The organism is Sedimenticola hydrogenitrophicus, assembly GCF_025175675.1.
Classification (GTDB): Bacteria; Pseudomonadota; Gammaproteobacteria; order Chromatiales; family Chromatiaceae; genus Sedimenticola; species Sedimenticola hydrogenitrophicus.
Map to the genome: position 1 here is coordinate 256437 of NZ_JANIOA010000001.1, position 20764 is coordinate 277200.

The 20764-nt window shown below is 58.9% G+C and carries 19 protein-coding genes; 12 read left to right on the forward strand and 7 right to left on the reverse strand.

What is annotated here, in order from left to right:
* Positions 1 to 98: 98 nt before the first annotated feature.
* Positions 99 to 971 carry a LysR substrate-binding domain-containing protein gene (locus tag NPX02_RS01120; protein WP_260291271.1) on the forward strand — a complete coding sequence of 291 codons (873 nt, stop codon included), beginning with the start codon at positions 99 to 101 and terminating at the stop codon, positions 969 to 971.
* A gap of 47 nt (positions 972 to 1018) precedes the next feature.
* Complete coding sequence (locus NPX02_RS01125; RefSeq protein WP_260291272.1) at positions 1019 to 1645, forward strand: riboflavin synthase subunit alpha; 627 nt, start codon at positions 1019 to 1021, stop codon at positions 1643 to 1645.
* Positions 1646 to 1894: 249 nt separating this feature from the next.
* On the opposite strand, the gene NPX02_RS01130 is transcribed toward NPX02_RS01125, so the two are convergent.
* Positions 1895 to 2488: a uracil-DNA glycosylase family protein gene (locus NPX02_RS01130; protein WP_260291273.1), complete on the reverse strand. Its 594-nt coding sequence runs from the start codon at positions 2486 to 2488 to the stop codon at positions 1895 to 1897.
* A gap of 320 nt (positions 2489 to 2808) precedes the next feature.
* Positions 2809 to 3264: a CBS domain-containing protein gene (locus NPX02_RS01135; protein ID WP_260291274.1), complete on the reverse strand. Its 456-nt coding sequence runs from the start codon at positions 3262 to 3264 to the stop codon at positions 2809 to 2811.
* A gap of 415 nt (positions 3265 to 3679) precedes the next feature.
* On the opposite strand from NPX02_RS01135, the gene NPX02_RS01140 reads away from it, so the two are divergent.
* Positions 3680 to 4555 (forward strand): alpha/beta hydrolase, encoded by an 876-nt coding sequence (locus NPX02_RS01140; protein ID WP_260291275.1) that lies wholly within the window; start codon positions 3680 to 3682, stop codon positions 4553 to 4555.
* 354 nt (positions 4556 to 4909) lie between these two features.
* Positions 4910 to 5554: a hypothetical protein gene (locus NPX02_RS01145; protein ID WP_260291276.1), complete on the forward strand. Its 645-nt coding sequence runs from the start codon at positions 4910 to 4912 to the stop codon at positions 5552 to 5554.
* Here NPX02_RS01145 and NPX02_RS01150 read toward each other — a convergent pair.
* Positions 5533 to 6150, reverse strand: a complete 618-nt coding sequence (locus NPX02_RS01150) for a carboxymuconolactone decarboxylase family protein (RefSeq protein ID WP_335342499.1) — start codon at positions 6148 to 6150, stop codon at positions 5533 to 5535. The two genes, NPX02_RS01145 and NPX02_RS01150, sit on opposite strands and share 22 nt — an antisense overlap.
* A gap of 290 nt (positions 6151 to 6440) precedes the next feature.
* On the opposite strand from NPX02_RS01150, the gene NPX02_RS01155 reads away from it, so the two are divergent.
* From NPX02_RS01155 to NPX02_RS01175, 5 genes are all read left to right on the forward strand, one after another.
* The gene (locus NPX02_RS01155; protein ID WP_260291277.1) at positions 6441 to 7391 is read left to right on the forward strand and encodes a sensor domain-containing diguanylate cyclase; all 951 of its coding nucleotides are present in this window, start codon (positions 6441 to 6443) and stop codon (positions 7389 to 7391) included.
* Positions 7392 to 7552: 161 nt separating this feature from the next.
* The gene (locus NPX02_RS01160) at positions 7553 to 8119 is read left to right on the forward strand and encodes a bacteriohemerythrin (protein ID WP_260291278.1); all 567 of its coding nucleotides are present in this window, start codon (positions 7553 to 7555) and stop codon (positions 8117 to 8119) included.
* Positions 8120 to 8519: 400 nt separating this feature from the next.
* Entirely contained in the window at positions 8520 to 8762 is a 243-nt protein-coding gene (locus tag NPX02_RS01165) for a hypothetical protein (RefSeq protein WP_260291279.1), read from the forward strand.
* Between the two features lie 213 nt (positions 8763 to 8975).
* Positions 8976 to 9590 carry a DUF1326 domain-containing protein gene (locus tag NPX02_RS01170; protein WP_260291280.1) on the forward strand — a complete coding sequence of 205 codons (615 nt, stop codon included), beginning with the start codon at positions 8976 to 8978 and terminating at the stop codon, positions 9588 to 9590.
* Positions 9591 to 9616: 26 nt separating this feature from the next.
* On the forward strand, positions 9617 to 10405 hold the full coding sequence (locus NPX02_RS01175; protein WP_260291281.1) for a DUF2182 domain-containing protein: 789 nt from the start codon (positions 9617 to 9619) through the stop codon (positions 10403 to 10405).
* 139 nt (positions 10406 to 10544) lie between these two features.
* Here NPX02_RS01175 and NPX02_RS01180 read toward each other — a convergent pair whose 3' ends face one another.
* The 4 genes from NPX02_RS01180 to nirB form a co-directional block, all read right to left on the reverse strand.
* On the reverse strand, positions 10545 to 11822 hold the full coding sequence (locus tag NPX02_RS01180; protein WP_260291283.1) for a M48 family metallopeptidase: 1278 nt from the start codon (positions 11820 to 11822) through the stop codon (positions 10545 to 10547).
* Positions 11823 to 11917: 95 nt separating this feature from the next.
* On the reverse strand, positions 11918 to 12256 hold the full coding sequence (locus NPX02_RS01185) for a hypothetical protein (RefSeq protein ID WP_260291284.1): 339 nt from the start codon (positions 12254 to 12256) through the stop codon (positions 11918 to 11920).
* A 500-nt stretch (positions 12257 to 12756) separates the two neighbouring features.
* On the reverse strand, positions 12757 to 13080 hold the full coding sequence (gene nirD / locus NPX02_RS01190; protein WP_260291285.1) for a nitrite reductase small subunit NirD: 324 nt from the start codon (positions 13078 to 13080) through the stop codon (positions 12757 to 12759).
* A 1-nt stretch (position 13081) separates the two neighbouring features.
* Positions 13082 to 15520, reverse strand: coding sequence for a nitrite reductase large subunit NirB (nirB, locus tag NPX02_RS01195; RefSeq protein ID WP_260291286.1), 2439 nt, complete (start codon positions 15518 to 15520; stop codon positions 13082 to 13084).
* A 373-nt stretch (positions 15521 to 15893) separates the two neighbouring features.
* Here nirB and NPX02_RS01200 point away from each other — a divergent pair, with 373 nt between their 5' ends.
* From NPX02_RS01200 to NPX02_RS01210, 3 genes are all read left to right on the forward strand, one after another.
* Positions 15894 to 17360 (forward strand): NarK family nitrate/nitrite MFS transporter, encoded by a 1467-nt coding sequence (locus NPX02_RS01200; protein ID WP_260291287.1) that lies wholly within the window; start codon positions 15894 to 15896, stop codon positions 17358 to 17360.
* A 112-nt stretch (positions 17361 to 17472) separates the two neighbouring features.
* Entirely contained in the window at positions 17473 to 19182 is a 1710-nt protein-coding gene (locus NPX02_RS01205; protein ID WP_260291288.1) for a bifunctional protein-serine/threonine kinase/phosphatase, read from the forward strand.
* 377 nt (positions 19183 to 19559) lie between these two features.
* Entirely contained in the window at positions 19560 to 20579 is a 1020-nt protein-coding gene (locus tag NPX02_RS01210; protein WP_260291289.1) for a thioredoxin family protein, read from the forward strand.
* The last annotated feature ends 185 nt before the right edge of the window (positions 20580 to 20764 follow it).

A 20764-nucleotide genomic window follows, 5' to 3' on the forward strand; every position in this document is an offset into this window, starting at 1 on the left:
CATTTCATGACCGGTTGCAGAAAGTCTGGGCTCGTGCTAAACATTATTCAAACGAATAGTTTTGATGTAATACATCAACAGACATGATGGGTTTAACCATGAATCAGATACTGGACAATGAACTGCTGCGCACCTTTGTCGCCATCGCCGATGCCGGTGGCTTTACCCGCGCCGCCGAGATGGTGCACCGCTCCCAGTCGGCGGTGAGCATGCAGATGAAAAAGCTCGAGGAGATGGTCGGCCGGCCGCTGTTCGAGAAGGTGGGCCGGGGCATGGTGCTGACCCCAGATGGCGAGGTGCTGCTCAACTATGCCCGGCGCATCCTGCGTCTGCATGAAGAGGCGGTCTCCACCCTGCAGCAGCCGGACATGGTGGGGAGCGTGCGCATCGGCATCCCGGATGACTATGTGGCCGCCTTCATCCCACGCATCATGGCCCGCTTCGCCAAGGCCTACCCGATGGTCCAAGTCGAGGTGATCTGCAACGGTAGCGAACACCTGACCAAATCGGTCAAGGCCGGGGAGATCGACCTGGCGATCGTCACGGCGGTGCCGGGCAGCATGGACGGCGAGATCCTGCGCCGCGAGTCCACCGTCTGGGCCACTTCGAGACACCACTCCATCCATGAAGCGGATCCGCTGCCGCTGGTGCTGTTCCAGCCCGGCTGTATCTTCCGCCACTGGGCGATGAAGGCACTGGACAAGAGCGGCCGGCCCTACCGGGTGGCCTATTCCAGTCCCAGCATCACCGGCATCGAGGCGATCGTCGGCAGCGGACTGGGGGTGACGGTGCTGGTGGGCAGCATCGTCAACGAGAACATGCGCATCCTGACCACCGCCGAAGGATTCCCGGATCTGCCGGAGTCGGCCATCACCCTGCTGCGCTCCAAGGTCTCCGCCTCGCCCGCCATCAACTGCCTGGCAGAGTACATTTTCGAGGGATTCCGGGACAACCAGGCCAGCGCGGCCTGACCGACCGGTGATAGAATCGGGTCCGTATCAACCGCTGGAGTCGTCAAATGTTTACCGGGATCGTCCAGGGGACCGCCGAGTTGGTCGCCATCGAGGAGAAGCCACAGTTTCGCACCCACACCCTGCGCCTGCCGCCGGAGCGGCTCGCCGGCCTGGAGCCGGGGGCCTCGGTGGCCCACAACGGCTGCTGCCTGACGGCCACCCGAATCGACGGCGACCGGGTCTCGTTCGACCTGATGCAGGAGACCCTGCGGGTCACCAACCTGGGGCTTTTGAAGCCGGGCGACCGGGTCAATGTTGAACGGGCGGCACGCTTCGGCGACGAGATCGGCGGGCACTCCATGTCCGGACATATCCTCTGCATGGCGCCGATCACCCGGATCATCCGCAGCGAAAACAACCGCCAGATCTGGTTCCGGCTGCCAGCGGACTATCGCCGCTATCTCTTCACCAAGGGCTACATCGGTATCGACGGCATCAGCCTGACCATCGGCGAGGTGGACGATGGCGACTTCTGCGTCAACCTGATTCCCGAGACGCTGGAACGGACCAACCTGGGGTTTCGCGAGGAACAGGAGCTGGTCAATATCGAGATCGATCCCCAGACCCAGGCAATCGTGGATACGGTGGAGCGGGTGCTGGCCGAGCGCACGGAAGGTGTCGGAGTTTCGTAGCATGGAAGGTGTCGGAGTCAAACCAGCTCTCCGGTGGTGCGATCAGTTCACCCAATCGAGCCTGGTTTGACTCCGACACCTGAGGGTAGATAATCGACAGCGCATCCATCCTACATGAAGCACTTTTTCAGCGCTGCACTCTGTAGGAGGCCCGCCCCCGGGCCGATTTCGCGGCGAGGCGCCGCTCCTACAGGTTGATTTTTGCAACGCTCGGATCTACCAGCCGAACGGGCCAGCAAAAACGCTTGATCAGGCATCGCCCATCAGCTCCCCGACCCGCTGCTGCAAAAGCGGGATCACCTCCGCCTCGAACCAGGGATTCTGGCTCAGCCAGCGATTGTTGCGCGGACTCGGGTGGGGCAGCGGCAGCAGCGCGGGCCAGTAGTCCCGCCAGTGCCGCACCGTCTCGGTCAGGTTGGTCTTGCGATCCGTTCCCAGGTGCCAGGCCTGGGCATACTGGCCGATAGCCAGCACCAGCCGGATACGCGGCAACTGCTCCAGCAACTGCTCACGCCACTGCGGGGCGCACTCGGGACGCGGCGGCAGATCGCCGCTCTTGCCGGTGCCCGGATAGCAGAAGCCCATCGGCAGGATGGCCACCCGGCTAACATCGTAAAACTGTTCGCGATCCAGCCCCATCCAGAGCCGCAAGCGGTCCCCGCTGGGGTCATTGAATGGAATGCCGGTCTCGTGTACGCGCCGTCCCGGGGCCTGTCCGGCCACCAGGATCACCGCCCGGGGATCGGCACGGAATACGGGGTTCGGACCCAGCGGCAGGTGCTCGGCGCACAGAGTGCAGTCGCTGACCTGTTGAACCAGTGTGCTGAAATGCTGTTTGGACATGCCACGGGCCTCGACCGGAAACTACCCATGGACGATAACAACTCAAGGGGGGAATGTGTAGTAACCGCCGAGGGTTGGGGTGGAAAAATGTACGGAGCATTATCACGGGGTCGACGTCACTTTCTGACGCCGACCCGAATGACACTTACTTAAGCCTGGAACCGCCGTCATCCCGGCGAAGGCCGGGATCCAGACTGCTTAATGGTGGCGGTATTCCTGGATTCCGGCCTGCGCCGGAATGACGAAAATCCTGCGATTCGCCTTAAGTAAGTAGCATTCGACTCCACCCCGTGATTTCCCCGTAGGGTTGAAACAGCCGGTCAGACCCCGATCACCACCGCCTTGTTGGCCCCGGCAATATTGGCCTGGAAGATCGCCTTGTGCACATCACCCAGACTCAGCATACCCTGCAGCACGCCCCCTTCGGCCACCGGAATGCGACGGAACTTGTGCCGCACCATGGTGGTGGCGGCCTGCAGGATGTGCTGATTGGGTAACACGGTGATCACATCGGTGGACATCAGATCGGCCACCTTGAGGTTCACCACATCCTTGTACTTGTCCATCATCCCGGAGTAATCCCCGGCACCCAACCCATCGGCCATCATATCTTCCAGGGTCGGAAACAGGCGATGGAACACATCCTTCTCGGCAATAAAACCGACCATCTTCTCGCCCTCCATCACCGGCAGACCGCTGTAGCGATAGAGGCACATCAGCGACACCACTTCCAGCAGACCGGTTTCAGATGTTACCGTCCGTGGGGACTTGGTCATTATCTCTTTAACCTGCATAGCTTCATCCTCCAAGATTTGGCACGACATCAGTCGAATAGTGCAACCAGGCCCGGTACATCAATACCCTAATTATTATTCATTGCCGACAGTGGCGTACTGCGATCAACACAACCCCGGATAGGATAATAGCCAACCCGCTAAACTGTCTCACCTGCAACCGAACCGTGATTGCGCCTAGTATTCGCTGATTTTTCACCTCCTTGTCCACCGGTTTATCCTTATGCGGGCATAAAAAGGGGCTCTCCACAATTTATCCTGATACTCTAATATTGCACACACAAAATATTAAGACATGAGAATCGGCGGCGCGCCCGGTGCGATCGTACACATCCCCGGGACACAGGGATTGGATGGCCCGACGTCACTATTCGTTGCGGACAAGAATGACTGTCAAATGACCTATCTAACCGCTGTCGCCATCACCCTGGCGCTCCTGATCAGCCTGCTCCTGGCTGCCCTGCACCTGGGTTTTCGGGCACCCCGTATCCGCGAGCGGAGGACACCCGCGGACCTCGGTCTGGCCTATGAATCCGTACCTATTCCGACGGTTTCGGGAAAGCGTCTCTTTGCCTGGCTACTGCCGGTCGCGGGAGCCGACAGCAGTATCATCATCCTGCATGGATGGGGCGGCAACGCCGAGTTGATGCTGCCCCTGGCGTTACCATTCCATGCGGCCGGAATAAACGTGCTGTTGCTCGATGCGCGTAATCATGGCAACAGCGACGCAGACACCTTCTCTTCCCTGCCCCGCTTTGCCGAAGATATGGAGCATGCCATCGATTGGCTGCGGCGCGAACATCCCGGGCGTACCCAACGGCTGGCGCTGCTGGGGCACTCCGTCGGTGCGGGTGCCGTGCTGTTGGCGGCCTCGCGGCGCAACGATATTGATGCCGCCATCAGCCTGTCCGCCTTCGCCCATCCTGAATGGATGATGCAGCGCTACCTGCGGCGGTTTCACCTGCCCGGGCCACTGCTGCGGTTCGTCCTGAGTTACGTACAGTGGATCATAGGCCACCGCTTCGCCGATATTGCGCCCATCAGCACGGTGTGCCGCATCGCCTGTCCCATTCTGCTGGTGCATGGCCGAGCGGATAGCACCGTACCCGTGGAAGACGCCAGGGCGATCGTGCAGGGTTGTCCCGAGGCCCGTCTCACGCTGCTCGAAATCGACGAGGCCGAACACGATTCGGTCGACCAGATCGAGCACCACGGACACGAATTGGTGGCGTTTTTGCAACGCCACGGCTTCGCCGCCGTGCCCGCCCACTAGCCGAGGCAATACTGCCCGCGGTGCGCCCGCCAGGGCGACAGCATGTGAACCCGATCGTTGCAAAAATCGACCTGTGGAGCGGCGCCCCGCCGCGATATCGGCCCGGGGGCGGGCCTCCTACAGGGTTCAATGCCGGACTTCACCAGCGGTGCATTTCAGGCAACCATGCAACATGTCTATTTCATCCGGCAGATACCGGGGTGAAACAAATCATCGGGTTATGATTAATGCAACGATTGGATGAATCAATATCCCCGGACACGACATTGATGGCGGACGAACAGATCCGTTACTACACTGAATCTGTGTGACGGACCGATGGGTCTTGAAAAATAGTCAACGGAGGAGATAACAATGCAACACAGAACCATTGCACTGCTGCTCGGAATTGGCGCCCTTTGCGGTTCTTTCCCGCTGTCTGCGGAACAACGTCCGATGGGTTTCTTCGTCACCAGCGTGGGTATGGGTGATGGCGCCAATCTGGGCGGACTGGCCGGTGCCGACGCCCACTGCCAGAAGCTGGCCAGCGCCGCCGGTGCCGGCGAGCGGGAGTGGCGCGCCTATCTCAGTACCGAGGAGAAGGACAAGCGCGGCATTTTTGCCCGGGAGCGAATCGGCAACGGCCCCTGGTACAACGCCCGCAGCATGCTGATCGGCGCCAATCTCACCGACCTGCACCTGTACAACAACAAGATCACCCTGGAGACGGCGCTGGATGAGAACGGCAACCGGATCAAGGGCCGTTACGACAAGCCCAACGAGCATGACATCCTGACCGGGACCCAGGATGACGGCACCGCCTACTTCCCGGACGACACCGATCACACATGCAACAACTGGACCAGCAATGGCGAGGGCAGCGCCCAGGTGGGGCACCATGACCGGCATGGCGGTGGCAACGCCTCCTGGACCTCGGCCCATCCCACTCGCGGCTGCGGCAAGGATGATCTGCCCAAGACCGGCGGCAACGGTTACTTCTACTGCTTCGCCGCCGATTGATCCGAAGGCTGACCCGAGGCACCGCCGGGACCGGCTGACGCCGGCGGTGCCTGGGGGATCCGGCAGAAACCCTGGGCCGGGACGTCCAGGGCGGCGTTGAACTTGCTGGACATATTCTGAAACGCGATCAGGCCGGTCAGTTCGACAATCCCATCCTCGTCAAAAAAGCCCTTCAACCGCTGCATCAACTCATCGCTCACCTGCCGGTCCGAACAGGTCATCGCCTCGGCATACTCAAGCACCACCCGCTCCCGTGCATCGAACAGCCCGCTCTCCCGCCACTGTTCGAGTGCAACCACCTTGTCAAACGAGCCGGCGCGTCGGGCCAGGGTCGCCGAATTGATATCGACACAGAAGTTACACCAGTTGATCTGGGATACCCGGACCGTCACCAGGGAACGAAGCGCTGGATCCACCGGGGAGCCCTTGCGATCCAGCGCCCCGTAGAGCAGGGGCACGGTGGCGAACAACCTGGGCACCCTGGCCCAGAGCAGGCCGGGGTTGAGGACTTCCCCGTACTTTCTTTTCTGGTTCCAGAAAAAAGGTCGCAATACCCAGGGATAGGCATTCAATGGCTTGGTCGATATTCTCATCATGGATCTTCTTGCTGTTGAAGTTCAGATACCGATAAAAATCGGCCGACAGGGTATAGGACCACCATAGCGTCGCCTGGTTGCAGACGGAACGGACAAGGCAGAGCTGACCGGTGCAGCCCACCAATGGGAGTATCGCATATCGGATTCGGTCACGTTTTGCTACGATGGCCCTTGTCTTGGCAAGGATAGACGGAGCCGACCGCACTATCGATCTTCGAGGGGCCGGCGGTTACCGCGTTATACCCGATCAACCACCCCATATACACGACCAGGACAACTTGCAGGCACCGATGAAGAAAGGTCCCAGTAAACACTCCACCCAACCGGATGACCCGATCCGGGAGCTGCAGGCGAAGGCAGACCGCTTCGACAGGTTTACCCGCAATGTGCCGGCGATGCTGTACGACTATGTTATCGATCAGCAAGGCGCCAGTCACTGCCTCTACTGCAGCGCCTACTCGCTCGAGTTGCTCGGGGTCCCGCCCGGGGATTTCGTCAGGGACATGCGAAAATTCTGGGACATGATCCACCCGGACGATCTGCTCGCATTCCGCAAGGCCGACCAGACGTCCAACAAGCAGTCCGAGGTGTTCTCCATGGATGTGCGGGTGGTACTGGCTTCCGGTGAGGAGAAGTGGATCCGTATTTCATCCAAACGTAACCCTCCGGTCGGCGATGCACCGGCCATCTGGTCTGGCTACATGATCGATATCAGCGAGACGAAAAAACTGGAGAAGATGCTACAGGAACAGGCCAGTCATGACTTCCTGACCGGCCTCGTCAATCGCCACTACTTCCATGAATATTTCCACTCGGAGCTGATGCGGAAGGAGCGCTACCAGAGCCACAGTGTGCTGTTGATGCTGGACCTGGATCACTTCAAGACGATCAATGACGAATTTGGCCACGATGCGGGGGACTACGTCCTGAAGACGGTCTCGAAACTTATTCAGGCGCAGATGCGTGCTGTCGATGTCCTCGCCCGCTGGGGAGGCGAAGAGTTCTGTATTCTGTTGCCGGAAACCACGCAGGCGGCGGCAGGCGCCGTGGCGGAACGCATTCGCGCCTCGCTCGAACAGTACCTGTTCGAGTATCAGAGAGTGCCAATAAAGGTCACCACCAGCATTGGCCTGACGGCCCTGACCGCCCGGGACAAGCGCATCGAGGAGGTGGTCCAACGCGCCGACCAGGCGTTGTACCAGGCCAAGCGGGACGGCAGGAACCGTGTCACCAGCAGGTAGCCGGTCCACCCCGGGGCGCTGCACCTCCCCATTTTTTAGGGGCCAAAAAACTATTTATTACAACAGTTTGTTTTTATGCTGTAAGGTCCGGTTTTCTATATATTTTAAATTCGCCACCCCTGCACGCAGACCGCGCAAATCATCAAACCGGGTAATACGATATGAAGAGTAATCTAAGCGCATTGATACTGGCGGGCATCCTCGGCCTGTTGATCGTGGCTATCGGCCTGAGCTTCCTGTTTGGAATCGACAATCCGGTATCCTGGATCCTGATCCTGGTGCTGATCGCCATTCCGCTGCTCTACCGGCGTATCACCGCTCGCGGACAAATGGTCTGGAAGGAGGCTTACAGTGTCGGTGTCGCTGCCCTTGATGAGGACCACAAAAAACTCATCGATCTGTTAAACCAGTTCCAGACGGCGTACGAGTACCACACCAGCGACGCGTTTGAGCGCCGGGCATTAAACGAGCTGATCGACTACACCAAGTACCACTTCCAGCGTGAAGAACAGCTGATGGAAGAGCACGGCTATCCCGACCTGGAGCGCCACAAGGAAAAACACCAGGAGATGATTGCCGAGGTGGACCGCTTTGTCGCGGATTACGAAATCCGCGGGCATGCCGCCCTGGCGGATGTGGCCCACTACCTCATGGGCTGGTTGATCACTCACATCAACGGAACAGACAAGCATTACGGCCCCTTTCTCAACCGTCAGGGCGTGAACTGACCTTCCGCCATGGCCCTCCAATACAGAACGGAATGCCCGCCGTATTCCCGGGCGATTCGCGCATGAGTCGTTTCTAATCTACATTTGAATACATGGGGCGAGGTTTTCCCCTGTTCTGTATTCACCAAACGGAGATCCAATAACCAACAATAAAAATACAAAATCAGAATAACGGAGGCCTTTCCGCCCCCCATGAGGCGTAGACAACCGACCGTTAATCACACGCAACCGAGCGTGTGGAAGCGTGTCGGGTTCAGGTGGTTATAGAACGGCAAGCACCGTTGTTTATCTGAAGATTGCTGGGGAATGAACAAGCCGCGTCAGCCGCAGCCGATGCGACAAGATTGATAACCGTGGCCGCGAAGGGTGTCACACCCCCCGAACGGCATGAGAGGCAATCATGAAAACCCTGATTCTTCTGGCTACTCTCTCCACGCCACCGCTGTCATTTATCTCCATAGACTGCACACAGTACGGAAGCCCCACCACGCCCTTCCTGATCATGTCACACCGGGGAATCGGTGCCACGCTGCCGGTCAGTGTACTCAATCAATATCCCCAGGCGCTGAGGCTCCTCAACGAAATTGAATCGGGCGAGCACGAACGTTGGATTGATCCCAAGTGCAAGTGGGTCGAGTCGTAATCGAAGCGAACGTGAAACCACATGCGACCCATGGTTGAATCGCGGGTCCGACGGCTCCGGCCTGAACTATACTTTCTGCGTCTTGGCGATAGCAGGGTGCGCGACGACAGCCGGCCTGATGGAGGGCCGGCAGTAGATAGGCAAGTGGCAAGCGAGGAGACCGACCGACGGCGTACTCGAATCGGCAACAATCAACGCAGAGAGGAAGCGGACATGGCAAACTGGCAGATCGAAGGGCAATACATGGAAACCTGCAACTGCAATTTTATTTGCCCCTGCATTGGTACCAACCTGACGGCACCGCCCACCGAGGGTGACTGCAAGGCGGCCGTCGCCATGCGGATCGACCAGGGGCGGATGGCGGGCGTAACGCTGGACGGCCTGGCGTTCATTGTGCTGCTCCACTCTCCCGGTCCGATGATCGACGGCAATATCAAGGTCGGTCTCATCATTGACGAGAATGCAGACCAGGCCCAGACCGACGCCATCGCGGGGATCGCCTCGGGAGAGGCCGGGGGACCGATGGCGGCCCTGGCCCCACTGGTCAGCGAGATCGCCGGCATCGAGAAACGACCGATACGCTTCGAGATGGAAGGCATGGATCGTCATGTCACCGCCGGGGAACTGATTGACCAGGCCCTCAGCGGCATACCCAGCGCGGTCAAGGAGGGCGATACGCTGTACCTGGACAACGTGGCCCATCCCGTCTCATCCAGGCTCGCCTTGGCCAAAGCCAGCCACAGCCGCTTCCATGCCTTCGGTATCGACTGGGAGGACAGCAGCGGGCTGCGCAACGGCCATTTCGCGCCCTTCTCCTGGGCTGCCTGATCCGGATACCGACCAGGCCACGGACCATGTCCAGCCAGGGCCAGGTAGCCGTCACCCGGCGCGATCGCTGGACCATCCTTGCCAGCCTGTTCGCACTGGTGCTGCTAGCGTGGCTTTACCTGTGGATCGATGCCGGTCAAATGGACATGATGTCCACACCCGCCGGCGACATGGGCAACGGGGCCATGGCACCCGGGCCCTGGCGACTGGAATCGCTGTTACTCACCTTCCTCATGTGGGCGGTGATGATGGTGGGCATGATGCTGCCCAGCGCCGTGCCGGCGATCCTGCTCTTCAGCCGGCTGGCAAAGAACCGGGAAGCGGCCGCTCCCCTGCCCGCGGCGTGGCTGTTCAGCTCCGGCTACCTGACGGTCTGGGCACTGTTCAGCCTGACCGCCGCACTGCTGCAAGCTACATTTGAAAGCGCACGATTGCTGAGCCCGATGCTGACATCATCCAGCATCGCGCTCAGCGCCATACTGCTGATGGTCGCAGGCATCTACCAATGGCTTCCCGTGAAGAAAGCCTGCCTGGAGAAGTGCCGCAGTCCGTTAAATTTCTTCCTCATGCACTGGCGCCCGGACACACTGGGCGCCTTCCGCATGGGAGCCGAGCACGGTCTGTATTGCGTCGGCTGCTGCTGGGCCCTGATGCTGCTGCTATTCGTCGCCGGTGTCATGAACCTGCTGTGGGTGGCACTGATTGCCGGCTTTGTGCTGGTCGAAAAGCTGCTGCCACCCGGACGTCTTATCGGTCACCTGGCTGGCATCGGACTACTGCTGATCGGTGCCGGCCTGCTCGTCTCTAGCTTCTGATGAAGTTATTGGGTGGCGGCATTCGCGGGGGACGTTCACTACCTTTTGCCCCTGCGTGGTATCCAGTGCAACATTGATCTTGCGTGACGTCTTCTGGTTTTGGGTTCTCAGGCAATGGAAAAATAAATGTGTCCCCTTTTCAAAGTAATTGAACATATACGGGGCGAATGGAAACGGATCCGTACCGAATCTGCTTTAATGGGATGCCGAATTCCTTTTGTTCGTATGGTTGCATGCCAGCCCATTGCATCTCATCTCTCACCAATACGGTCTGACCATTCAAATATTCCAGGGCGACAACAGCTTGGGTAATTTGTCTGCCAGTGGTATTTACTGCAACTCCAAACAATCCACGCCCACCGCCGTTTGCGTTAGCGATCTGCAATCTTCCGAATTGAAGTCTTTGGGCTGCTTGTCGCTCTTGTTCCAGTTTTTTAGTCTGGCGTTTAAGCTGTTCTGTTTTCGCCTCTGTTGCCTCTACATAGGAGTTCGCAACTGTTTCAAGCAATGCAGCAAAGCCGCCACCCTCTCCGGCTTTAGCCGTTGATGGTTTGCTGTAAGAATACAGCGCGTTATTTATCAGGAGCTTTTCATGCTCTGGGTTGATTTCACCAGGGACTAGGTATTGCTGCACCGCCGAGGCGTATTTCACCATGCTCTTGGCACGATCATCGTTTAATGGATGATCGAAGAGCATGTCTCCCGTGTAGCTGCCACTTGCTTGATGCATCCGCTTCCACACGATGACGCTCACCGAAGGGTTGTAACCCGCCAGGGCCATATATAGGGCTGAATATTTATCTGCCTCGGCCTCCTGGTTTGTGGTGAAGCTGGCGTCAAATCCTTTCTCTTTTCTCAGCCCCTTATCTGCAAGTTTTGCTATCGCCAACTTGCCGCCTCTCTCGCTTGCGTGGCGTGCGGCAACGTGAGCCATTTCATGAGCCAGGACAGCAGCTAATTCGCTGTCATCTTTGAGGCCAATTTCTCCTTGAAAAATGCCAGAAAGTACGAATACTTTTCCTCCCCCGATTGTGAAAGCATTCCATTTTGGCGAATCCAAGACATAAATTTCCCAAGGAAGTTGCTTCCTTTGCACCACCTCCTTAAGGCGATTAAATACCCGGGTGACTTTTTCATAGTGCGGGGTATCGCCATCGGTTTTGATTCCTTTCTGTTTTGCTTCGGACAAGATTTGTTGCATCGCTTCCTCCGCTTGGCGAATCTCCTGCTCTTCAGAGACGAGATTGATTTGACGTTGGCCGGTAACGGGATCACGAGAAGAAATGCCATCGCTGACGGCCATCATGCCTCGATCTACCGAGGCACACCCTGTCAGTGCTACAGAGAGAATAACGGAAAGTAGTCGCATGGCGAGATACTTTGGTTTGTTTTGCCAACTATCAAATATAGTCTGCATAGAACGATGCTCCTGTCGCCCAACGCCGGAAATCAGCGGCTAAAAACCCGCTTCGGTTTTTTAGCCCGTTGCATTGAGTTGTTCGTTAAGTTTCGTCACCACTCAGCCTCTATGATGGAAATGCGAGAACAAATAAGCTTAGCTTGGCACATCATTAGTGGAACGACGCCTGCACTGCCCGAAGCTTGTGAGCCGCCCCAGATTGACGAATGTTTGTCTTCGCAAAGTTTTAGGGAATCTTGAAATGATGATGTTGATGATTCACTAAAAGGGTTCTTCCTTTCAGCTTGAGACAGCTTTAATTTAAGGACATCTACCCTATCTTGAGCGTCAGCCCAGAAATCAGGGAATGTCGCCATATCACACTCAGATATATCTGCGTAAACAGCGGGCGTAATAAGGAAAAGCATGAGCAAGAATGGTGCGTATTTCATATATCATCCTTCTTAAAAAAAGAAACCGCAGATCACGCGCCTCACGCATTTTCCAGAAAAATGTTGCTCGCGCATTATTTGTAATACTCAACTTATTCGTATCAGGCATTGTGCCATCCGCCCAGAGCTGGTTGCCCTGGCCGGGATGCTGATTGGTATTCAGCATCCAGCCAAGCAGATATTCCTTACATTCTCAGCAGGTTACCAGACAAACGCCAGCAGGTGAAATAATTTCACCTCGACAGGCAAGGAGACATTCAGGATACGTTTTGGATCATCAAGTCATCCTGGGGCGGATGGCTTTGATGAGGGGAGCTAGTTGATGGGGTGATGGCGGGCTGGGCGTCCCTCAGGCCCGTATTATGACTAAGCCTGGTGAGGTGGCATGCTGTAATTCATCTGTGATTGATCCTTCCCAGATCCATAAATGGCGCTTCCCTGCGCCATTCTTCAACGGTGGTAGCAGACGGCTAACCCAACCGCCTTCCCGGCTTGAGGCATCAGATAGCCAACAGGATCATCTCTCCTTCCAGGCGTACCGGATAACTCTTGGCACAGCCCACATCGGGGGCGACCGCCTCGCCGTTTTCCAGTTCAATGACCCAGTTGTGCAGCGGGCAGGTGACGCGGTGGCCGTGCAGGATACCCTCCGAGAGGGGACCCTGTTTGTGCGGGCAGCGGTTGGAGAGGGCGAACACGCGGTCATCCGCCGCGCGGAAGATGGCGATCTCGTCCGATGCGGTGCGGACCACGCGGGAACCCAGTTTGGGTATCTCGTCCAGGTTGCCGATCTCCACCCACTTTTCACTCATGACTGCGGACATGTCACTCTCCTATCTGTTTTATCGGGGTGAACTCATGGGCCTCGGCTCCCTTGGCGCGCGCGGTCCAGGGATCGTGCTGGGCCACTTCCTGGGATTCCAGGAAGCGGGCGTACAGCGCCTTTCTGCCGGGTACATCTTCAACAATACGTTTTTTGATATAGGAGAGCCCGACCCGTTCGATCCAGGGCGCGGTGCGCTCCAGGTAGCGCGCCTCTTCCCGGTAGAGCTGGATGAAGGCGGCGCAGTGCTCCATCACTTCTTCCTCGGTGGTGACACGGCAGAGGACATCGGTGGCGCGTACCTTGACGCCGCCGTTGCCGCCGATATGCAGCTCGTAACCGGAGTCGACACAGACCACGCCGAAATCCTTGATGGTGGCCTCGGCGCAGTTGCGCGGACAACCGGAGACCGCCATCTTGAATTTATGCGGCATCCAGGAGGCCCAGGTCATCTCCTCCAGCTTGATACCGAGGCCGGTGGAGTCCTGGGTACCGAAACGGCACCAGGTGGAACCGACGCAGGTCTTGACCGTGCGCAGCGCCTTGCCGTAGGCGTGTCCGGAGAGCAGGCCGCGTTCGGTGAGGAAGGCCCACATGGCCGGCAGGTCCTCCTTCTTCACCCCCAGCATGTTGATACGCTGGCCGCCGGTCAGATTGACTTCGCCGACGTTGAATTTATCCGCCGCGTCGGCGATGGCACGCAATTCATCGGGCGTGGTGCGTCCGCCGAGGATACGGGGAATGACGGAGAAGGTGCCATCCTTCTGGATATTGCCGTGCACCCGCTCATTGACAAAACGGGACTGGGCGTCATCCTCGGCCTTGCCCGGCCAGGCGGAGATCAGGTAGTAGTTGATGGCCGGGCGACAGACGTGACAACCGTCCGGGGTACGCCAATCCATCTTGTCGAACACCGCCTGCTTGTCGGTCAGTTCATACTCGCGGATGGTGGAACGCACCTGATCGTGGGTGAAGTCGGTACAGGCGCAGATCGGCTTGGCCTCCGGCGCCGAATAGTCGCCGCCAAGGGTGTTGGCAAGGATCTGTTCCACCAGGCCGATGCAGGATCCGCAGGAGGCGCCGGCCTTGGTATGGGCCTTGACGTCGTCCACGGTGAACAGTCCTTCGCTGGTGATTGCCTTGACGATATCGCCCTTGCAGACGCCGTTGCAGTCGCACACCTGGGCCTCGTCGCCCATGGCCGAGGCCTTGGACTGGCCGCCGTGACCGGAGCTGCCGAGATGCGCCGCCTCGCCGAACAGCAGGCTCTCGCGCATGTCGGAGATGTCGGTACCCTCGCGCATCAGCTGGAAGTACCAGGCGCCATCCACGGTGTTGCCGTAGAGCACCGCGCCGCTGATGCGGTTGTCCTTGATCACCAGTTTCTTGTAGGTGCCGCCAGCCTGATCCTGGAATACGATCTCTTCGGTCTGCTCGTCGCCGTGAAAATCGCCCGCCGAGAACAGCTCGATACCGGTCACCTTGAGCTTGGTGGAGGTGACCGAGCCTTCATAGCGCCCATAACCCAGCTCGGCCAGGTGGTTGGCACACACCTTGGCCTGTTCGAACAGCGGTGCCACCAGGCCGTAGCAGGTGTCACGGTGCTGCACGCATTCGCCCAGGGCATAGATGCGCGGATCGTAGGTCTGCATGGTGTCATTGACCACCACGCCGCGCTCGCAATAGAGACCGGCCTGTTTGGCCAGTTCGATGTTGGGACGGATGCCCACCGCCATCACCACCAGGTCGGCCTTGACCTCGGAGCCATCCTTGAAGCGCACGCCGGTGACCCGCTCCTCGCCCAGGATCGCATCGGTCTGCGCGCCCATCAGGAAGTGCATACCGTTCTCTTCCAGCGAACGCTTGAGCATGGCGCCGGCCGCGGCATCGAGCTGGCGTTCCATCAGGGTCTCCATGAGATGGACCACCGAGACCTCCATACCCTGCTTGATCAGGCCATTGGCGGCCTCTAGTCCGAGCAGGCCGCCGCCGATGACCACGGCGCGTTTGTACTGGCGCGATGCCGCCAGCATCTGCTCCACATCATGGATATCGCGGAAGCTGATGACGCCTTCCAGGTTCGCACCCGGGACGGGAATTATAAAAGGAGAGGAACCGGTGGCCAGCAGCAGCCGGTCATACGCGGCCTCCGTGCCATCGGCCGCGATCACCTTGCGCTTGACCCGGTTGATCTCCACCACCGGCGAACCGGCATGCAGGGTGATGTCGTGCTGCTGGTACCACTCGCGTTTGTTCAGGACGATCTCATCAAACTTCTTCTCTCCCGCCAGCACCGGCGAGAGCAGAATCCGGTTGTAGTTCGGGTGAGGCTCGGAACCGAACACCGTAATCTCGTATTTGTCCGGCTCCAGCTTGAGCAGCTCCTCCAGGGTGCGCACGCCCGCCATGCCGTTTCCTATCAATACCAATCGTTCTTTCATGTTTTGCCTCTTAACGCATCGGTTGGATCAACCGTCAAATCCTTGGTCACCTGTTTGCAACCGCTATGCCAACTTGCGGCAAGTGCGTTAACGACGCCGTTTTACCGGCAAAGGCGGGACTTTCTTCCTGCTGGAGATGATTCAATCTGGTGCCGCAATCGGGTTGTGTGCACTGAAATATGGCAGGCAAAAGCGGCAGGGGCGGAATTGACCTGAAACCGGGCAAGGGAATTTTTACATGCACTCTCCGAGTGCGCGAATCGTTGACCCATCTCAAAGATTTTTAGTTTTTACATTCATATTCAATCACTTATAGATTTGGCACGGGCAATGCTTTAGGCAGGCCAACACTGTTAATCCCTGGAGCATCCCGATGTCAGAAAGCAAGTTAAACCTCTTTTCCTTCAACGGTAAGGTCCGCACATTGCATCTCACCTGGTTCGCCTTTTTCCTCTCCTTTATGGTCTGGTTCAATCACGCCCCGTTGCTGGCGTCGATCCAGCAGACCCTGGGGCTCACCGCCCAGGAGGTGAAGGCGCTGCTGATTCTGAACGTCGCCCTGACCATCCCGGCACGCATCATTATCGGCATGCTGGTGGATAAGTTGGGACCGCGCATCGTCTACTCCGCCCTGCTGTTCATCTCCAGCTTTATCTGTTTCGCCTTTGCCATGGCCGACTCGTTCGTGACCCTGGCGATCAGCCGCTTTCTGTTGGGTTTTGTCGGCGCCGGCTTTGTCATCGGCATCCGCATGATCGGCGAGTGGTTCCCCGCCCGCCAGGTGGGGCTGGCCGAAGGGATCTACGGCGGCTGGGGCAATTTCGGCTCGGCGGCCGCGGCCCTGGCGCTGCCCACCATCGCCCTGCTGTACGGTGGCGATGAAGGCTGGCGCTATGCCATTGCCAGCACCGGCGTCATCACCCTGGTCTACTCGTTCATCTACTACAAACTGGTGCGCAACACACCCAAGGGTTCGACCTATTTCAAACCGAAGAAAACCGGCGCCATGGAAGTCACCAGCCAGGGTGACTTCTTCTTCTACCTGCTGATGAACATCCCGATGTATGCCGCGCTGGCGCTACTGGCCTGGAAACTGAGCCCGGCCAATCTCGGCCTGCTGAACGACACGGTCAGCTATCTCATCTATGCCGGGCTGGTGCTGCTTTATCTCTACCAGACCTCACAGGTGTGGCGCATCAACAGTCATGTGTTCAAGGCGGCCGTGCCCGAGCTCCACCGCTACAAGTTCAAACAGGTGGCGATTTTGGATGTGGCCTATCTGGTCACCTTCGGTTCCGAGCTGGCCGTGGTCTCCATGCTGCCGCTATTCTTCAAGGAGACCTTCGATCTCTCCCTGGTACAGGCCGGGCTGCTCGCCTCCGGTTTCGCCTTCATGAACCTGCTGGCCCGGCCCATCGGCGGTCTGTTCAGCGACCGGTTCGGGCGCAAAAAATCCCTGACCTTCCTGATCGGCGGACTGGCGGTCGGCTATCTGGTGCTGAGCAGCATCACCTCCGCATGGCCCATCACCCTGGCGGTACTCGCCACCATGGCCTGCTCGTTCTTCGTGCAGGCGGGCGAGGGCGCGGTGTTCGCCATCGTGCCGCTGGTCAAGCGGCGCATGACCGGTCAGGTGGCCGGGATGGCGGGCGCCTATGGTAATGTAGGGGCGGTACTGTTCCTGACGGTGTTCTCGTTCGTCACGCCGCAGCTGTTCTTCCTGGTGATTGCCGGTGCCGCGGTGATCACGCTGGCGGCGGTACAGTTCCTGGACGAGCCGGAAGGTCAGACCGCCGAGGTGATGCCGGACGGCACGGTGCAGATGATCGACGTCGGCTGACCACCCGGCCGCGCCCGATCCGATCCGATCCGATCCGCGATGGTGGTCGGATCGGGCGCGCACCACCGCGGTGGCGAATCGCAGCCCCGATTGATGAAGCTCAGGAGTCCCGATGCCGAGCACACTTGAAATCGATTACGCCTGCTGCACCGAGACCGGCGCCAAGTCGCTGAACGCGGATGCGGCGGACGCCCGCATCCCGGCGGACGACCTGCTGCTCAGCAAGGGCGTGGCGGCGGTCATCGCCGACGGCATGAGCAGCAGCGAGGGGGGCCACGAGGCGAGCCAGATCTGTGTCACCGGTTTTCTCAACGACTACTTCAGCACCCCCGAATCCTGGAGCGTCAAGACCTCCGCCAGCAAGATCCTCAGCGCTCTGAACACCTGGCTGTGTGGCCAGGGCCAGAGCCGCTACGACTCCCCCAGGGGAATGGTCACCACCCTCAGCGCGGCGGTGGTCCGCTCCACCACCGCCCATCTGTTCCATGTCGGCGACAGCCGCATCTATCTCTATCGCGAGCAACGCCTGGAACAGCTGACCAAGGACCACCGGGTCTGGGTCTCCAAGGACCAGGACCTGCTCTCCCGCGCCATGGGCATCGACAGTCATCTGGAGATCGACTACCGCTCCATCGCCCTCAACCCCGGCGACCTGCTGCTGTTCTCCACCGACGGGGTACACGATTTTCTCACCGACCGGCAGTTGCAGAAGCTGCTGCGGGAACACCGGGGCAATCTGCAGCAGGCGGCCAAGGCGATCACCACCAGCGCCCTGGAGCAGGGCAGTGGCGACAACGCCACCTGCCAGCTGCTGCGGGTGATCTCACTGCCCGACGAGCAGCCGGACGACATCCTGCGGCGGGTGGCGGAACTGCCGTTTCCGCCCAATCTGTTGCCCGGCATGAACATCGACGGCTTTGAGATTGTGCGCGAGATTCACGCCAGCAAACGCAGCGAAGTCTACCTGGCAATCAACGGCGAGACCGGCGAACAGGTGGCGTTGAAGACCCCGTCGGTCAACTTCAGCGACGATCCGGAATTTCTCAACGGCTTTCTCAACGAGGAGTGGATCGGCCGCCGCCTCAACAATCCCCATGTGCTCAAGGTGCACCCGCCGGGACGCCGGCGCTTCCTCTATCACATCACCGAATACCTGGAGGGACAGACCCTGCGCCAGCGCCTGGATGACCTGGGCCAGATGGACCTGGAAAAGATGCGCGACTGCCTGAGCCAGATCGTCAGCGGCCTGCGCGCCTTCCACCGCATGGAGATGGTGCATCAGGATCTGAAGCCGGACAATATCCTGATCAACAAGAACGGCGTGCTGAAGATCATCGATTTCGGTTCGACCCGGATCGCCGGGGTGCAGGAGCTGAATAACAACCCACCCGAGGTGCCGCTGGGTACCCTCAACTACACCGCCCCCGAGTATCTGGAGGGCAGCCCGGGCAGCCCCCGCTCCGATATCTTCTCGCTCGGCGTCATCGCCTACGAGATGCTTACCGGCACCCTGCCCTATGGCGACCACGAGCAGCCGCTGCCGGCCCGCAAACTGCGTTATCGCTCCGCCCGGGAACATAACCCCGCCATCCCCGCCTGGATCGACGGCGCCCTGCGCAAGGCGACCCATCCGTTGCCGGAAAAACGCTACGAAGTGCTCTCCGAGTTCCTGCAGGACATGACCCGGCCGAATCCGCAACTGATCAGCGAGACGCCCAAGCCGCTGCTGGAGCGCCACCCGCTGGCGTTCTGGAAGGCCCTCGCCGCGCTACTGGTGATCGCCAACCTCGTAACCCTGCTACTGTTGCTCGGCGACCGATAGACAAGCACCGGATGCTGGCTAATAATGACTAATCTATCACATACGCTATAGTCAGCCGTTCGATGAAGGATGGAAACACAAGGTGGCATGACCGATGTGATTCTTGTGTACTCAAGTTTCGGAGTTCATTTCACAACACCAAAATCGCTGAATTCGTAGGGTGAGGAGTGGTACAAGGATGTACCGTTTACGGACCCGAGGATGGAATAAGCTTGCGCATCCACCGCCATCCGATTCATGGTGGATGCGCTGATGCCTATCCACCCTACGAATACTGCGAACTCCGAAACTTGTGTTGTGTACTTGGCTGAATAGCCAAACGCCATCGACAATACGAGCCGGATACCGGCCGAAAATCACTCAAGGGAGGATAACCCATGCGCAACCGACTATTCGGCATTATCGGACTCGTCTGCTGTGCGCTGCTCAACCTGCAAACCGCCGCCGCCCAAACCGGCCAACTGACCGGCGGTGCCCAGATCCAACACCCCGACTGGTTCAAGAACAGTTTTCTGGATGTTGCCAGCGACGTGGACGAGGCCGCCGCGGCGGGCAGGCACGTAATCCTGTTCATGTACCTGAACGAATGTCCCTACTGCGCACGAATGGCCGACGAGAATTTCGCCAACGCCCCCTACACCCCCTTCATCCGGGAGAATTTCGACGTTATCGAAATCAACATCAGGGGCGACCGGGAGGTCGCCTTCGATACCGAAACCAGCGTTACCGAGAAGGAGCTGGCACGCCTGCTGAAGGTGCGCTACACCCCCACCATCCTGTTTCTCAACAAAGAGAACCAGACCGTTCTGCGGCTGAACGGCTACCGCTCGGTGCCCGCCTTCAAGCATGCCCTGGACTTTGTGCAACAGCAAGCGTATTTGAACACCACTCTCAGCCGCTTTATCGAGCAGCAGCAGAGTGCGCCGGTCTACCGCTTCCGTGATCACCCGATGCTGCGGCAGATCAGCGACCTGCAATCGGTGGCCGAGCGGCCGTTGGCGGTGCTGTTCGAGGACAGCAGTTGCGATGCCTGCGACGACCTGCATGATGGCCATCTGCGAGACCCGAAGACCCTGAAGATCCTGGAGAACTTCACCCTGGTGCGGCTGAACGCCAACGCCGATGACCCGATCGTCGACCCGACGGGAAACCCGACCACACCCCGGGCCTTCGCCGAACAGCTGGGACTGACTTACCGGCCCGGGATCGTGCTGTTCGATCGGGGCAAGGAGATCAGCCGTATCGATGGCCTGCTCTACAGCTACCATTTCCAGGAGATGCTGCGCTACGTGGGCGAGCGGCACTACGAGCAGTACCCGAACAGTTTCTATGACTATCTCAATGTGCGCACGGCGGAGATCCTGGAGAGCGGCCGGAATATCGATTTGTCGAAGTAGCCCCGTAGGGGCAACCCCCCGTGGTTGCCCGAGAACACAGCACACACCACCATCCCTGGCCCCCGCGGCATTAGTGAATCCATTCACGTCGCCGGCAAGGCAGGCCTATCACCCCGTGAGTAATTACCCCTGGACAAAAAAGGGCAGCCGCGAGGCTGCCCAATTGGGGAGTGTATCTTTCGGGT